The organism is Streptomyces sp. 35G-GA-8, assembly GCF_023534745.1.
In the GTDB taxonomy this organism is placed as follows: domain Bacteria; phylum Actinomycetota; class Actinomycetes; order Streptomycetales; family Streptomycetaceae; genus Streptomyces.
This window is the reverse complement of sequence record NZ_JAMHJQ010000005.1, coordinates 346,760-364,353: the sequence shown is the minus strand read 5'-3', so window position 1 is coordinate 364,353 and position 17,594 is coordinate 346,760. Positions and strand designations below refer to the sequence as shown.

Below are 17,594 nucleotides of genomic sequence, written 5' to 3'. Positions count from 1 at the left end.
CTTATCGGTCGGGCTCGCACGCCGGTCATCGGACCGGCACGCTGACCCTTCGAGATTACGCGGAAGCGCGCGGCGACACCTCAGCCACCGGAAACCACACCGTCGGCGGCCGGCCGGGGGGAGCCATGGGCGCGGGCGGCGTGCAGACGCGCGTAGGCGCCCTGTTCATGGATCAGTTCGTCATGTGTGCCGCGCTCCACGATCCGCCCCGACTCCATGACCACGATCACATCGGCGTCGCGGATGGTGGACAGCCGGTGCGCGATGACAAAGCTGGTCCTGCCCGCGCGCAGGGTGTTCATGGCGCGCTGGATCAGCACTTCGGTACGGGTGTCGACGGAGCTGGTGGCCTCGTCGAGGACCAGCACGGCGGGCTGGGCGAGAAACGCCCTGGCGACCGTGATCAGCTGCTTCTCGCCCGCGCTCACGCCGGCCGACTCGTCGTCGAGCACCGTGTCGTAGCCGTCCGGCAGGGTGCGGATGAAGCGGTCGGCGCAGGTGGCTCGGGCCGCCGCGACGATCTCCGCACGGGTGGCCCCGGCGCGGCCGTACGCGATGTTGTCGGCGATCGTGCCGCCGAACAGCCAGGTGTCCTGGAGCACCAGACCGAACTGCGCGCGCAGCTCGTCACGGGTCATCGCCGCGATGTCGGTGCCGTCGAGCAGGATCCGGCCCTCGTCGACCTCGTAGAACCGCATGAGGAGATTGCCCAGCGTGGTCTTGCCCGCCCCGGTCGGGCCGACGATCGCCACCGTACTGCCGGGCTCCACGGTCAGGGAGAGATCATCGATCAGCGGGGTCTCGGGGGTGTAGCGGAAGCCGACACGGTCGAACTCCACCCGTCCGGTGATCCGTTCCGGCCGGACGGGACGGCTCGGGTCGGGGCCCTGTTCCTCGGCGTCGAGCAGGGTGAAGACCCGCGCGGCGGAGGCGATCCCGGACTGCAGACGGCCCGCCACACTGGCGACCTGCACGATCGGCTGGCTGAACTGCCGGGAGTACAGGATGAACGCCTGTACGTCCCCGAGCGTCAGCGCGCCGCTCACCACCTTCCAGGCGCCCACCACCGCCACCACCACATAGCCGAGGTTGGCGATGAACATCATGGCGGGCTCGATGGTGCCCGACGCGAACTGGGCCTTGGCGCCCGCCCGGTACAGCGCCTCGTTGAGCGCGTCGAACCGCCGCTCGGCCTGCTCGCGCCTGCCGAAGCCCTTGATCAGTGAGTGGCCCGTACAGACCTCCTCGACCTGGGCGTTCATCGAGCCGGTGGCGGCCCACTGCTCGGCGAACCGGGGCTGGGCGCGCTTGCTGATCCAGGCCGCGAGCACCCCGGACACCGGCACGCTCGCCAGCATGATCAGCGCCAGGGACGGCGAGATCACCAGCATCAGGACGAGCATGGTGATGATGGAGAAGACCGAGGTGATCAGCTCGGCGAGGGTCTGCTGAAGGGTTCCCTGGAGATTGTCGACATCGTTGGTCGTGCGGCTCAGCACCTCGCCCGCCGGATTGCGGTCGAAGTAGCGCAGCGGCAGCCGTCCGAGCTTCTCCTCCGCCTTCTCGCGCAGATCGCGGACCACGCGCTGCACGACGGCCGCGACCAGCCGTCCCTGCGCCAGCATGAACAGCGACGCCGCGACATACAGCACCAGCAGGAGCAGCAGCAGACGCCCGACCGCGCCGAAGTCGACGCCCGCGGTGGTGACCCCCGGCGACGCGTCGCCGGAGCCGATCGGCAGACCGTCCACGATCAGGTCGGTGGCCTTGCCGAGCAGGAGCGGACCGAACGCGTTGAGGACGATCCCGCCGATGCCCACCAGAAGGGCGACGGCGATCCGGGGCCGGTGCGGCCGGAGCAGGCCGAGGAGCCGGCGGCCGGGCCTTCGGGACTCAGTGGGGCCGGGGCCGGCCGACGAGACCATGAACGGTCTCCTCCTCGGTGAGCTGGGAGTTGGCGATCTCACGGTAGGTGGCGCTGTCGCGCAGCAGTTCGTCATGGGTGCCGGTGCCGACCACGCGTCCGCCGTCCAGGACGACGACGCGGTCGGCGTGCCGGACGGTGGCGACCCGCTGGGCGACGGTGATCACGGTCGACCGCGCGATCTCCGGAGCCAGCGCGGTGCGCAGCGCGGCGTCCGTGGCGTAGTCGAGCGCGGAGAAGCAGTCGTCGAAGAGATAGACGGCGGGCCCGCGCAGCAGGGTGCGCGCGATGGCGAGCCGCTGGCGCTGGCCGCCCGAGACATTCGTGCCGCCCTGGGAGATCTCGGCGTCGAGCCCGCCGGGCAGGCCCGTGACGAACTCGGCGGCCTGGGCGACCCGCAGGGCGTGCCACAGCTCGTCGTCGGTGGCGTCCGGGTTCCCGAAGCGGAGGTTGGTCGCGACCGTCCCGGAGAACAGATACGGCTTCTGCGGTACGAACCCGACGGCCCGGCTGAGGACATCGGGGTCCAGCCGCCGTACGTCGACGCCGTTGACCCGTACCGAACCATCGGTGACGTCGAACAGCCGCAGGACGAGGTTGAGCAGCGTCGTCTTGCCGCTGCCGGTGGAGCCGAGGATCGCCACGCTCTCCCCGGGGCCCGCGGTCAGATCGATCCCCTGGAGCACCGGCTTCTCCGCGCCCGGGTAGCGGAACTCCGCCCCGCGCAGCTCCAGTCGGCCGATGTCGTCCGACGCGGCGGGGGCCGGCTCGGACGGCGGGGTGACACTCGTCGGCGTATCCAGGAGCTCCTGGATGCGCGCGGCCGACACCTTCGCGCGCGGCACCGACAGGAACACGAACGCGACCATCACGACCGACATGAGGATCAGGGAGAGATAGCCGAGGAAGGCGCTGAGCGCGCCGATCCGTGTCGCCCCGCTGTCGATCCGGTGGGCGCCGACCCAGAGGACGGCGACCATGAACCCGTTCATCAGGAGCAGCACCACGGGCAGCATCGACGCGATGAGCCGGCCGACCCGCCGCGAGACCTCGTACAGCTCCGTACTCGTACGGGTGAACCGCTCGCGCTCGTAGCCGTCCCGTACGAAGGAGCGCACCACGCGTACGCCGGTGATCTGCTCGCGCAGCAGCCGTCCGAGCCGGTCGAGACAGGTCTGCATCCGCTCGTAGAACGCGCCCATCCGGGCCAGCAGCAGCCCGAACGCGACGGCGACGACCGCGACGAGGACCACCAGGATCAGCGCCAGCGGAACGTCCTGCTGAAGCGCGAGCACGACGCTCCCCAGACACATCAGGGGCGCGGCCACCACGATGCCGAAGCCGGACTGCGTCAGCGTCTGCACCTGCTGCACATCGTTGACCGTCCGGGTCAGCAGCGACGGCGTACCGAAGCGGCCCACCTCACGGGCTGAGAAGTCCAGCACCCGGCGGAAGACGACGCGGCGGATGTCGCGCCCCATCGCCATCGCGGTACGGGAGGCCAGGGACACCGCGCCGATCGCCGCGGCGACCTGGACGAGCGCCAGCGCGACCATGACCGCGCCGAGCCGCGAGACATAGCCGGGGTCCCGCGCGACGACACCGTTGTCGATCAGGGCGGCGCCCAGCGTCGGCAGCAGCAGGGTGCCGAGGATCTGGATCAGTTGCAGGAGCACCAGCAGGGCCCCGGCTCGCCGGTACGGGCGCACATGGGTACGCAGAAGTCCGAACAGCACGGAAAGACGCTCCGGTTGACAGAGGCCGGCCCGAACGCCGACGCACACAGTGCACCGCATCGCGGTCCCGAAAATTACTAGTGTTCCGTCTCTCCGCGCCTTCCTGACGGGGCTCCGACTCGGGAATTCCCTAGTAAGCACGGGATTTCTTGACACCGTGGTCGGCGGCTTGCGAGCGTGCCGATGTCTATCGTCCGGACAGAAGCGTATTCGATGCAAGGTCGTCGACCGAGCTCTGCGTTTGGGCGGTCTCTCCGTGGTCGAGAAGGGGTTGGTATGACCAAGCGTGCGCTGATCACCGGAATTACCGGGCAGGACGGTTCTTATCTGGCCGAGCATCTCCTGTCCCAGGGCTACCAGGTGTGGGGATTGATCCGAGGACAGGCCAACCCGCGAAAGTCCCGGGTCAGCCGTCTCGTCTCCGAACTCTCGTTCGTGGACGGCGATCTGATGGACCAGGGCAGCCTGGTCTCCGCCGTCGACACCGTGCAGCCGGACGAGGTCTACAACCTCGGCGCGATCTCGTTCGTGCCGATGTCCTGGCAGCAGGCCGAACTCGTCACCGAGGTCAACGGCATGGGCGTCCTCCGCGTCCTGGAGGCGATCCGGATGGTGAGCGGGCTGAACAGCTCACGCACCGCGGGAGAGGGACAGATCCGCTTCTACCAGGCGTCCTCCTCGGAGATGTTCGGCAAGGCCGCCGAAACCCCGCAGCGTGAGACCACCCTGTTCCATCCGCGCAGCCCCTACGGCGCCGCCAAGGCATATGGCCACTTCATCACCCGCAACTACCGTGAGTCCTTCGGGATGTACGCCGTCTCCGGGATGCTCTTCAATCACGAATCCCCGCGCCGGGGCTCGGAGTTCGTGACCCGCAAGATCTCCCTCGCCGTCGCCCGGATCAAGCTCGGACTCCAGGACAAGCTGCACCTCGGAAACCTCGACGCGGTCCGTGACTGGGGCTTCGCCGGCGACTATGTGCGCGCGATGCACCTCATGCTCCAGCCCGACGAGCCGGACGACTACGTGGTGGGCAGCGGCACCATGCACTCGGTACGCGACGCGGTGCGCATCGCCTTCGAACACGTCGGCCTGGACTGGCAGGACTATGTCGTCATCGACCCCGAGCTGGTCCGCCCCGCGGAGGTGGAGATCCTCTGCGCGGACAGCGCGCACGCCCGTACCAAGCTCGGCTGGAAGCCCAGCGTCGACTTCCCGGAACTGATGCACATGATGGTCGACGCCGATCTGAATCAGGTCTCCCGGGAACACGAATACGGAGACCTTCTGCTCGCCTCCAACTGGTAGCGGAACGAAGGGCCGCGGAGGACTAGGGAATTCCCGTAGCGGTCCGTACGACACTCGCCACATGGCTTCCCGCTAAACGGCTGCGAAGCCATGTGGCTTTCTATTTTCCGTATTGCACGGCGAGCGCGAGATGCCCCGCGTGATTCATGTTCGGCCGCTGGCTGTCGAGATGGGTTGAGTTGAGATGGACAACGAACAGAAGCTCCGGGACTACCTCAAGCTTGCCACCGCCGATCTCCGACGGACGCGGCAGCGGGTCAATGAGCTGGAGAGCGCCGCCCAGGAGCCGATCGCCATCATCGGTATGACCTGCCGCTACCCCGGCGGTGTCCGCGGCCCGGAAGACCTCTGGAGGCTGGTCGAGGCCGGTGGGAACGGCATTACGGCGTTCCCCACCGACCGCGGCTGGGACGCCGAGGCGCTCGCCTCGTCCACCACCTCGTCCGGCGGATTCCTGCATGACGCCCCCGACTTCGACGCGGACTTCTTCGGCATCTCGCCGCGCGAGGCCGTGGCGATGGACCCGCAGCAGCGCGTCGCGCTGGAGTCCGCCTGGGAGGCGTTCGAACGCGCGGGAATCGACCCGACCTCGGTCAAGGGCAGCCAGACCGGTGTGTTCATGGGCGCGATGGCCCAGGACTACCGGGTCGGCCCCGCCGACGGCGCCGAGGGGTTCCAGCTCACCGGCAACACCGGCAGCGTCCTGTCCGGACGTATCTCCTACACCTTCGGCACCGTCGGCCCCGCGGTCACCGTGGACACCGCCTGCTCCTCCTCGCTCGTGGCCGTCCATCTCGCCACCCAGGCGCTGCGCGCGGGGGAGTGCACCCTCGCCCTGGCCGGTGGTGTCACCGTCATGTCGAGCCCCGGCACCTTCATCGAGATGGGCCGGCAGGGCGGCCTCTCCGCGGACGGCCGCTGCCGCTCCTTCGGGGACACCGCCGACGGCACAGGATGGGCCGAGGGCGTCGGTGTCCTCGTCCTGGAACGGCTCTCCGACGCCCGGCGCAACGGGCACGAGATCCTTGCCGTGGTCCGTGGCACGGCCGTCAACCAGGACGGCGCCTCGAACGGACTGACCGCCCCCAACGGCCCCTCCCAGCAGGAGGTCATCCAGCAGGCGCTGATCAACTCCCGGCTCTCCGCCGCCGAGATCGACGCCGTCGAGGCGCACGGCACCGGCACCACGCTCGGGGACCCGGTCGAGGCAGGGGCCCTGCTCGCCACCTACGGGCAGGGCCGCGACGAGAACCGGCCACTGCTGCTGGGCTCCGTCAAGTCGAACATCAGCCACACCCAGGCCGCCGCCGGAGTCGCCGGTGTCATCAAGATGGTCATGGCGATGCGTCATGGGGTGCTGCCGCGGACCCTGCTGGCCGACGAACCCTCCTCGCATGTCGACTGGTCGCGGGGCGCGGTCCGCGTCCTCACCGAGAACGCCCCCTGGCCCGAGACCGGCGCGCCCCGGCGCGCGGGAGTCTCCTCCTTCGGCATCAGCGGCACCAACGCGCACACCATCATCGAACAGGCCCCGCCCGCCGACGAGGCCCATGACGCCCCCGATGCCCCCGGTGACGGCGCGGGCATCGAGCCGGGCACCGTACCCCTGCTGATCTCCGGACGGACCCGTCAGGCGCTGCGCGCCCAGGCCGGCGCGCTGGTGGCCGCGCTGGCGGCCGACCCCGCCGCGACCGTCCTCGACACCGCTTACTCACTGGCCACCACCCGGGCCGGCTTCGAGCACCGCGCCGTACTGATGGCCGCCGACCGGGACGGCGCGCTCGCCGCGCTGACGGCGCTGGCCGAGGACGGGGAGGAGGCGGGCCCGCCGCGGGGCACCGTCCAGGGCGCCACCCGGAGCGACGGGAAGCTCGCGTTCCTCTTCACCGGCCAGGGCTCCCAGCGCCTCGGCGCCGGACGTGAACTCCACGCCAGGTTCCCGGTGTTCGCCCAGGCCCTGGACGCCGTCTGCGCCGCACTCGACCCGCTGCTCGACCGGCCGCTGCGCGAGGTGCTCTGGGGCGAGGACGCCGACGCGCTGAACCGTACCGAGTACGCGCAGCCCGCGCTGTTCGCCGTCGAGGTCGCGCTGTACCGGCTCGTCGAGTCCTGGGGCGTCAAGCCCGACTATCTGACCGGCCACTCGATCGGTGAGATCACCGCCGCCCATGTCGCGGGCGTGCTGTCGCTGACCGACGCGGCGGCCCTGGTCGCGGCCCGCGGCCGGCTGATGCAGGCGCTGCCCGGGGGCGGCGCGATGATCGCCGTAGCGGCCACCGAGGACGAGGTCGCCCCGCTGCTGTCCGGCCACGAGGACACGGTGTCGATCGCCGCGGTCAACGGCCCCTGCGCCCTCGTCCTCGCCGGGGAGGAGAGCGCGGTCACCGAGATCGCCGGCCGGCTGGCGGACGGGGGCCGCAGGACCAAGCGGCTGACGGTCTCGGGCGCCTTCCACTCGCCGCTCATGGAGCCGATGCTCGACGAGTTCCGCGCCGTGGTGGCCGGCCTGTCCCTCCAGGCCCCGCTGCTGCCGTTCGTGTCCAATCTCACCGGCGAGCCCGCCACGGTCGCGCAGGTGACCTCGGCCGACTACTGGGTGGACCATGTCCGGCGTGCCGTACGGTTCGCCGACGGCGTCGGCTGGCTCGCCGGCCATGGCGTCACCACCTTCCTCGAACTCGGCCCCGACAGCGTCCTGTCCGCGATGGCCGAGGACTGCCTCGACACGGCGGACACCGAGGACCACGCGGCACTCCCCGCGCTGCGGGCGGGCCGCCCCGAGGCCGACACCCTCACCACCGCGCTGGCCGGACTGTACGTACGCGGTGTCACCGTCCGCTGGGCGGAGTACTTCGCGGGCACCGGCGCACACCGTCACGACCTGCCGACCTACGCCTTCCAGCGCCGCAGGTACTGGCCCAAGGGCGGCGCCCGCGACCAGTCGGCCGACCTGCGGGCCGCCGGGCTCGGCGCGGCGCACCACCCGCTGCTCTCCGCCGCCGTCTCCCTCGCCGACTCCGAGGGCGTCCTGCTCACCGGCCGCCTCTCGCTGCCGTCCCACCCGTGGCTCGCCGACCACGCGGTGCGCGGCACCACACTGCTGCCCGGCACCGCCTTCCTCGAACTCGCCCTGCGCGCGGGCGACGAGGTCGGCTGCGATCTGGTCGAGGAACTGACCCTGGCCGCGCCGCTGATCCTCCCGGAGCGGGGCGGCATCCAGGTTCAGCTGTGGATCGGCAACCCCGACGACTCCGGCCGCCGCACCGTCACTGTCCACTCGCGCCCCGAGGGAAGCGACGAGACGGCCTGGACGCGGCACGCCACCGGCGTACTGTCCGTCGACGGGCGGGCCGGGGAGCGGACCGCCGGTTTCGACGCGGCCGTCTGGCCCCCCGCCGGGGCCGAGCCCGTCGCCGTCGACGGTGTCTACGAGCGGCTGGCCGACGACGGCTTCGCCTACGGGCCGGTCTTCCAGGGGCTGCGGGCCGCCTGGCGGCGCGACGGCGAGGTGTACGCCGAGGTCGCGCTGCCCGAGGACGCCGACACCGACGCGGACGCGTTCGGTCTGCACCCGGCGCTGCTCGACGCGGCGCTGCACGCGACGTCGTTCGTCGAACTCGGCGCGGAGAGCCGCGGCGGACTGCCCTTCTCGTGGGAGGGCGTGTCGCTGCACGCGACCGGCGCCACCGCGCTGCGGGTACGGCTCTCCCCGGTCGCCGAGGACGCGGTCTCGATCACCGTCGCGGACACCTCGGGCGAGCCGGTCGTCTCCGTCGAGTCGCTGGTGCTGCGCGCGGTCGCGGCACAGCAGATGGGCGCCGCCGCCACGGTCGCCCGCGACGCGCTGTTCGGCCTGGACTGGATCCCCGTACGAGAAGGGACGCGGGCCCCCGAGTCCATTGCCCTCGTCGGCCCCGACGCGTTCGGACTCGCCGGGCCCGAGGCGCCGGCGGGCACGGCCGCGCTCGCGGTCCATCCCGATCTGGCGGCGCTGGCCACGGGCGAGGAGCCGGTACCGGCCGTCGTACTCATGACGGTCGATGGCACGTCCGGAGAGGACCCGGCCCGGTCCGCGCACACACGGACCGAAGAGGTCCTGGCGGCGGCGCGCGCCTGGCTCGCGGAGGAGCGGTTCACCGGATCCCGGCTGGTGTTCGTGACCCGCGGCGCGGTGGGTGGCGCCGATGTGGCATCGGCCGCGGTGTGGGGGCTGGTGCGCTCCGCGCAGTCGGAGCACCCCGGCAGCTTCGGCCTGGTCGACCTGGACCCGGCGGGGCCCGTCACGCTCCCGCTCCCGGCGCTGGGCACGGACGAGCCGCAGCTGATCGTCCGGGACGGCGGGGCCAGGGCCGGCCGGCTGGTGCGCAGGGCGCTCGGCGAGATCGGGGCGGCGCCGGTCTGGGACGCCGACGGCAGCGTGCTGGTCACCGGCGGTACGGGCGGTCTGGGCGCGGTCGTGGCGCGGCATCTGGTGGCCGGGCACGGTGTGCGCCGACTGCTGCTGGTCAGCCGCCGGGGCCCGGACGCCGAGGGCGCCCAAGCGCTGACGGACGAGCTGACGGAGCTGGGCGCCGAGGTCGCGGTCGAGGCATGCGACGTGGCCGACCGCGAGGCGCTGGCCGGGCTGCTGGCCCGCCACACCGTCTCCGCCGTGATCCACACGGCGGGGGTGCTGGACGACGGTCTCATCGCCTCGCTCACGGCGGAGCGGCTGGCGGCGGTTCTGCGGCCGAAGGCCGACGCGGCCTGGAACCTGCATGAGCTGACACGGGGTCGGCGGCTCGCCGCGTTCGTGGTCTTCTCGTCGGTCGCGGGAGTGATCGGCAGCGCCGGACAGGGCAACTACGCGGCCGGGAACGCCTTCCTGGACGCGCTGATGGAGCACCGTCGGGCCGAGGGCCTGCCGGGTCTGTCCCTCGCCTGGGGCCCCTGGGACCGTACCGGCGGTATGACGGGCGCTCTCGCGGAGTCCGAGGCGGAGCGGCACGCACGCTCCGGGGTGCCCGCGCTCCCGGTCGAGCAGGGCGTCGCGCTCTTCGACGCGGCGCTGACCACGGGCGAGGTCGCCCTCGTACCCGTACGGCTGGATCTGCCGGTGCTGCGCGCGCGGGGCGATGTCCCGCCGCTGCTGCGGTCGTTGATCCGTACCCGCGCCCGCCGGGCGTCGGTCGCCGGATCGAGTACGGCCGGCGGTCTCGTCCAGCGGCTGACCAGGCTGGAGGCGACCGAGCGCGCCGAGCTGCTGCTCGATCTCGTACGCGGTCAGGTCGCTCTTGTCCTCGGCCACACCAGTGGCGCGGACATCGACGCCGGGCGCGCTTTTCGCGAGCTGGGCTTCGACTCGCTGACGGCGGTGGAGCTGCGCAACCGGCTGGGCACCGTCACCGGGCTGCGGCTGCCCGCCACCCTGGTCTTCGACTACCCGACCGTGCGCGCTCTGGCCGGCTACCTCCTCGACGAACTGCTGGGCTCCGACGCGGCGGTGGCCGGGCCGGTCGCCGGCCGGACCGTCGCGGAGGCCGACGATCCGATCGTGGTCGTCGGGATGAGCTGCCGGTACCCGGGCGGCGTGGCCTCGCCGGAGGATCTGTGGCGACTGGTCACCGAGGGCGCGGACGCCATCTCCGGCTTCCCCACCAACCGTGGCTGGGACGTCGAATCGCTCTACCACCCGGACCCGGACCACGCCGGTACGGCGTACACCCGCTCGGGCGGATTCCTGCACGAGGCGGGCGAGTTCGACCCGGCGTTCTTCGGGATGTCGCCGCGTGAGGCGCTGGCGACCGACTCGCAGCAGCGGCTGCTGCTCGAAGCCTCCTGGGAGGCCGTGGAGCGGGCGGGCATGGACCCGACGACGCTGCGCGGCAGCGCGACCGGGGTGTTCGCCGGGGTGATGTACAGCGACTACGGAGCGGTGCTGGCCGGGGCGGAGTTCGAGGGCTTCCGGGGCAGCGGCAGCTCGGCGAGCCTGGCCTCCGGCCGGGTCTCGTACACGCTGGGTCTGGAGGGGCCGGCGGTGACGGTGGACACGGCGTGCTCGTCGTCGCTGGTGGCGATGCACTGGGCGATGCAGGCGCTGCGCAGCGGTGAGTGCTCGCTGGCGCTGGCCGGCGGTGTGACGGTGATGTCGACCCCGTCGGTGTTCGTGGACTTCGCGCGCCAGCGAGGGCTGTCGCCCGACGGCCGCTGCAAGGCGTTCTCGGACGCGGCGGACGGTGTCGGCTGGTCCGAGGGCGTCGGCATGCTGGTGCTCGAACGGCTGTCCGACGCACGGCGCAACGGTCACGAGATCCTGGCGGTTGTCCGTGGCTCGGCCGTCAACCAGGACGGCGCCTCCAACGGTTTGACCGCCCCGAACGGTCCCTCGCAGCAGCGGGTGATCCGTCAGGCACTCGCCGGCGGGGGACTCACGGCGGACGACATCGATGTGGTGGAGGCGCACGGTACGGGCACCACGCTCGGCGACCCCATCGAGGCTCAGGCCCTGCTCGCCGCGTACGGCAGGGACCGCGACCCGGAGCGTCCGCTGCTGCTGGGCTCGGTCAAGTCGAACATCGGACACACCCAGGCCGCCGCCGGTGTGGCCGGTGTGATCAAGATGATCATGGCGATGCGCCACGGCGTGCTGCCCCGGACGCTGCACATCGACGCCCCGTCGTCCCATGTGGACTGGTCCGAGGGCGCGGTGGAGCTGCTGACCGAGCAGAGGCCCTGGCCCGAGACCGGCCGCCCGCGCCGCGCCGGTGTCTCCTCGTTCGGGATCAGCGGGACCAACGTCCACACCATCATCGAGCAGGCCCCGCGCACCCCGGCCCCCGCGCGCACCGCGCCGCGCCGCGAGCCCGGAGCCGTGCCCTGGCCGCTCTCGGGCCGGACCCGGGACGCCCTGCGCGGCCAGGCCGCCCGGCTGCTCTCCTACGTACAGGCGCGGCCCGAACTGGACCCGGTGGACGCGGCGTTCTCGCTCGCCACCACCCGCACCCGGTTCGACCAGCGCGCCGCCGTGGTGGCCGAGGACCGTACCGCGCTGCTGCGGTCCCTCACCGCGCTGGCCACCGACCGCCCCGACGCCGGACTGATCGAGGGCGAGGCGGCACGGCGGGGCAGGACCGCGATGCTCTTCACCGGCCAGGGCAGCCAGCGGCCCGCCATGGGACGCGAACTGTACGAGCGGTTCCCGGCGTTCGCCGACGCACTCGACGCGGTGCTCGCCGAGCTGGATCCGCTGCTCGACCGCCCGCTGCGCGAGGTGCTGTTCGCCGACGCGGGCACCGCCGAGGCGGCGCTGCTGGACGAGACCGGCTGGACCCAGCCCGCGCTGTTCGCGTTCGAGGTCGCGCTGTTCCGTCTCGTACGGTCCTGGGGCGTCATCCCGGACCATGTGGCCGGCCACTCGATCGGTGAACTCGCGGCGGCCCATGTCGCGGGGGTGTTCTCCCTGGAGGACGCGTGCGCCCTGGTGGTGGCGCGCGGTCGGCTGATGCAGGCGCTGCCCGAGGGCGGCGCGATGATCGCCGTAAAGGCCACCGAGGACGAGGTCACCCCGCTGCTGGCCGGCCGCGCGGACTCCGTCTCGATCGCGGCGGTCAACGGCCCCGACTCGCTGGTCGTCTCCGGGGACGAGGACGCCGTCCTGGAGATCGCCGCCGCGTTCGAGCGGCGCGGGCGCAAGACCAGGCGCCTGCGGGTGAGCCATGCCTTCCACTCGCCGCGCATGGCCGCGATGCTCGACGCGTTCCGCACCGTCGCGGAAGGACTGGTCTACAGCGCGCCGCGCATCCCGCTGGTCTCCAATCTGACCGGCGCCCTCGCCACCGCCGAGGAGGTGTGCTCGGCGGAGTACTGGGTCGCCCATGTCCGCGACGCGGTCCGCTTCGCCGACTGCGTACGCACACTGCGCGACGCCGGCACGACCACCTTCCTGGAACTGGGCCCCGACGCACCGCTCTCCGCCATGGTCCAGGACACCCTGGGCGACACCTACGAAGCCGAACTCGTCCCGCTCTGCCGCGCCGACCGCGCCGAGGAAGTCGCCGTCACCACCGCGCTGGCCAGGCTCCAGGTCCAGGGCGTCACCGTCGACTGGCGGGCCTACTTCACGGGCAGCGGCGCCCGCCGCGTCGATCTGCCGACCTACGCCTTCCAGCACACGTTCTACTGGCCCGAGCTGCCACCGGCCCCGGGTACGGCGAACGCCGACCCCGGGGACCAGCGGCTGTGGGCCGCCGTGGAGCGCGGCGACGCCGACGAGCTGGCCGCCCTCCTCGGTCTGGGCGAACAGGAACACGACTCCCTCGGCTCCCTGCTGCCCGCGCTGACCTCCTGGCGCCGCGGCAACCAGGAGAAGACCCTGCTGGACTCGCTGCGCTACCGCGTCGAATGGACGAGGCTCGACAAGCCGGCCGCCCCGGTCCTGGACGGCACCTGGCTGCTCGTCACCAGCGACGTCGAGGACACCGGCGCGGACGGCGGCGAACTCACCGGGCAACTGACCCGCGCGCTCAGCGCCCACGGCGCCCGGGTACGCCACCTCGTCCTGGACCCCTCGTGCGCCGACCGGCGGACGCTGGCCGCGCGGCTCGAAGCCATCGAGTCCGGCGAGTCCGGCGAGTCCGCCGAGTCCACCGACAGCGCCGCCCAGGTGCTCTCCCTGCTCCCGCTGGACGAGCGCCCGAGCGACAGCCACGCCCCGCTCACCAACGGCCTCGCCCTGACGCTCGCGCTCGTCCAGGCGCTGGACGACACGGGATCCCGGGGACGGCTGTGGACGGCCACCCGGGGCGCCGTGTCCACCGGACCCGCCGACCCGGTCACCCGCCCCGCCCAGGCCGCCGCCTGGGGTCTGGGCAGGACCGTGGCCCTGGAGTACCCACGGCTCTGGGGCGGGCTGATCGATCTGCCCGGCACCCTCGACCAGGGGGCCGCCCAGCGGCTCGCGGGCGTGCTCGCCACGAAGGACGCCCCCGACGGTGAGGACCAGATCGCGCTGCGCGCCTCCGGAGTCTCCGGCCGCCGGCTCGTCCGGTACACCGTCGACGCGCTGCCCGCCGCCGGGGAGTTCACCGCCCGGGGCACCGTACTGGTCACCGGCGGCACCGGTGGCCTCGGCGCCGAGGTCGGCCGCTGGCTGGCCCGCTCCGGCGCCGAGAACCTGGTCCTCACCTCCCGGCGCGGCCCCGACGCACCCGGCGCCGCCGAACTCCGCGCCGAGCTTGAGGAGTTGGGCGCCCGCGTCGAGATCGTCCGCTGCGACGCCGCCGACCGCGAAGCGCTCGCCGCCGTACTCGCCGGCATCCCGGCCGAACTGCCGCTGACCGGTGTGGTGCACACCGCGGGCGTCGGCCAGTACGGCCCGCTGGCCGAGCTGACCCCCGCCGAGTTCGCCGGGCTGACCTCCGCGAAGCTGGCGGGCGCAGCCCATCTCGACGCCCTGCTCGGGGACCGCGAACTCGATCTGTTCGTCCTCTTCGGCTCCATCGCCGGAGTCTGGGGCAGTGGCGGCCAGAGCGCCTACGGCGCCGCCAACGCCTATCTCGACGCCCTCGCCGAGCACCGGCGCGCCCGGGGACTGACCGCCACCTCCGTCGCCTGGGGCCCCTGGGCCGAAGCCGGTATGGCCACCGACGAGACGGTCTCCGGCACCCTCAAGCGCCAGGGACTCGGCTTCCTTGAGCCCGGCCCCGCGATGACCGAACTGCGCCGCGCCGTCGTCCAGCGGGACACCACCGTCACGGTCGCCGACGTCGACTGGGAGCGCTACGCGCCGGTCTTCACCTCCGTACGCCCCAGCGCGCTGCTCACCGCCCTGCCCGAGGTACGGGCGCTCGCGGGCGCCGCCGAACAGGACGGCGCCGACGGCGCCCCCGAGTTCGTCTCGCGCGTACGCGCACTGGACGAGCCCGAGCAGGACCGGTTCCTCGCCGAGCTCGTACGGAGCGAGGCCGCGGCGGTCCTCGGCCACGGCTCCGCCGACGGCGTACCGGAAGGACGCGCGTTCCGCGACATCGGCTTCGACTCGCTGACCGCCGTCGAACTGCGCAAGCGGCTCTCCGGCGTCACCGGCCTCGCCCTGCCGAGCACCATGGTCTTCGACTATCCGACCCCCGTGGAGCTGGCGCGGTATCTGCGGGCCGAGATCCTCGGCTCCGTCCTGGAGACGGCGGGACCGGTCACCACCGGCGCGGCCGACGACGAGCCCATCGCCATCATCGCCATGAGCTGCCGCTTCCCCGGCGGCGCCGACTCCCCGGAACAGCTGTGGGACCTGGTCACCCATGGCACGGACGCGGTGACGGAATTCCCCGTCAACCGCGGCTGGGACGCCCAGGGGCTCTTCGACCCCGACCCCGACCGGCAGGGCAGGACCTACTCGACGCTCGGCGGATTCCTGCACGAGGCCGACGCGTTCGACCCCACGTTCTTCGGTATCTCCCCGCGCGAGGCGCTGGTGATGGACCCCCAGCAGCGGCTGCTGCTGGAGACCACCTGGGAGGCCTTCGAGCGCGCCGGGATCGACCCCGCCGAGGCGCGCTCCAGTCTGACCGGCACCTTCATCGGCTCCAGTTACCAGGACTACGGGCTCGGCGCGGGGGACGGCGCCGAGGGCCATATGGTCACCGGCAGCAGCCCCAGTGTCCTGTCCGGACGTATCGCGTATGTCTTCGGACTCGAAGGCCCCGCCGTCACCGTCGACACCGCCTGCTCGTCCTCACTGGTCGCGCTGCATCTGGCCTGCCAGTCGCTGCGCAACGGCGAATCCACGCTGGCCGTCGCGGGCGGCGCCACGATCATGACCACGCCCGCCCCCTTCGTCGCGTTCAGCCGGCAGCGGGCCCTCGCCCAGGACGGACGCTGCAAGGCGTTCTCCGACGACGCGGACGGCATGACGCTCGCCGAGGGCGTCGGCATCCTGCTGGTCGAACGGCTCTCCGACGCCCGGCGCAACGGACACCCCGTCCTCGCGGTGATCCGCGGCTCGGCGATCAACCAGGACGGCGCGTCCAACGGGCTCACCGCCCCCAACGGCCCCTCGCAGCAGCGTGTGATGCGCCAGGCGCTGGCCAACGCCCGACTCGCCCCCTCCGACATCGACGCCCTGGAGGCACACGGCACCGGCACGCCGCTCGGCGACCCGATCGAGGCGCAGGCGCTGCTGGCGACCTACGGCAAGGATCGCGACCCCGAGCGCTCCCTGCTGCTCGGCTCGGTCAAGTCCAATATCGGGCACACCCAGTCCGCCGCCGGTGTCGCGAGCGTCATCAAGATGGTGATGGCGCTGCGCCACGGCGTCCTCCCGAGGACGCTCCACGCCGAGAACCCGTCCTCGCACGTGGACTGGTCCTCCGGTACGGTGCGGCTGCTGCACGAGGCCGTTCGGTGGCCCGAGACCGGCCGCCCGCGCCGGGCCGCCGTCTCGTCGTTCGGTATCAGCGGCACCAACGCCCATACGCTGCTTGAGCAGGCGCCCGCCGCCGACGAGCCCGAGGAGACCGGGACCGCGCTCCCGCCGGTGCCCGTCGCGGGCGGCGTCGTCCCCTGGACCGTCTCGGCCAGGACCGGCGCCGCGCTGCGCGAGCAGGCGGCCCGGCTGGTCTCGTACGTCGAGCACGTCGAGCACGCCGAGCACTCCGCCTCCGCGCCGCGCCCGATCGATCTGGGCTTCTCGCTCGTCGCGTCCCGCTCGGTCTTCGAACACCGCGCCGTGGTGGTCCCCACCGAGGACAGCGACCCGCTGGAGGCCCTGCGCGCCGTCGCGGCCGACGGACCGTCGTCCGTGGTGGCCCGGGGCGTGGCCGATGTCGAGGGCAAGACGGTCTTCGTCTTCCCCGGCCAGGGCTCGCAGTGGGCCGGAATGGGCGCCCGACTGCTGGCGGAATCACCGGTCTTCGCCGAGCGGATCGGCGAATGCGCCGCCGCCCTCGGCGAGTTCGTGGACTGGTCCCTCGTCGATGTGCTGCGGGAGGCGGCGGGCGCCCCCACCCTGGAGCGCGTCGATGTCGTCCAGCCCGCCTCGTTCGCGGTCATGGTGTCGCTGGCGGCGCTCTGGCGCTCCCGGGGCGTGGAGCCCGCCGCGGTGGTGGGCCACTCGCAGGGCGAGATCGCGGCGGCCGTCGTCTCCGGCGCGCTGTCCCTGCGGGACGGCGCCCGGGTCGTCGCGCTGCGCAGCCAGGCCATCGGCCGGGCGCTGGCCGGACACGGCGGCATGATGTCCGTGGCGCTCCCGGTGGACCAGCTGGAAAGCCGGCTGGAGACCTGGTCGGGCCGGGTGTCGGTGGCCGCCGTCAACGGGCCGCGCTCGGTCGTCGTCTCCGGTGAACCCGAGGCGCTGGACGAACTGGCGGCGGAGCTGACGGCCGAGGAGGTACGGGTCCGCCGGGTCGCGGTGGACTACGCCTCCCACTCCGCGCAGGTGGAGAATCTGCACGACGAACTCCTCGATGTGCTGGCCCCCGTCAGCCCGCGCGCCTCCGACGTCCCGTTCTTCTCGACGATGACCGGTGACTGGCTGGACACCGAGGAGATGGACGCGGGCTACTGGTTCCGCAATCTGCGCCGGCGGGTCCTCTTCGCCGACGCCGTACGCGAGCTGCTGGGTGCGGGACACCGCGCCTTCATCGAGGTCAGCT

At 72.5% G+C, this 17,594-nt stretch carries 4 protein-coding genes (1 of these 4 cut by a window edge); 2 read left to right on the top strand and 2 right to left on the bottom strand.

The window, feature by feature from the left end; translation table 11 throughout:
* Positions 1–80: 80 nt before the first annotated feature.
* Entirely contained in the window at positions 81–1,925 is a 1,845-nt protein-coding gene (locus M1203_RS13200) for an ABC transporter ATP-binding protein (RefSeq protein WP_249949821.1), read from the bottom strand.
* Entirely contained in the window at positions 1,894–3,660 is a 1,767-nt protein-coding gene (locus tag M1203_RS13195) for an ABC transporter ATP-binding protein (RefSeq protein ID WP_249949820.1), read from the bottom strand. The genes M1203_RS13200 and M1203_RS13195 overlap by 32 nt, the downstream gene beginning before the upstream one ends.
* Before the next feature lie 276 nt (positions 3,661–3,936).
* Here M1203_RS13195 and M1203_RS13190 point away from each other — a divergent pair, with 276 nt between their 5' ends.
* The gene (locus M1203_RS13190; protein WP_249949819.1) at positions 3,937–4,968 is read left to right on the top strand and encodes a GDP-mannose 4,6-dehydratase; all 1,032 of its coding nucleotides are present in this window, start codon (positions 3,937–3,939) and stop codon (positions 4,966–4,968) included.
* A gap of 184 nt (positions 4,969–5,152) precedes the next feature.
* Positions 5,153–17,594, top strand: the start of a protein-coding gene (locus M1203_RS13185; RefSeq protein WP_249949818.1) for a type I polyketide synthase. 16,220 nt of this gene lie beyond the right edge of the window; the window shows 12,442 of its 28,662 coding nt (coding positions 1–12,442); the start codon lies at positions 5,153–5,155; its stop codon lies off the right edge, out of view.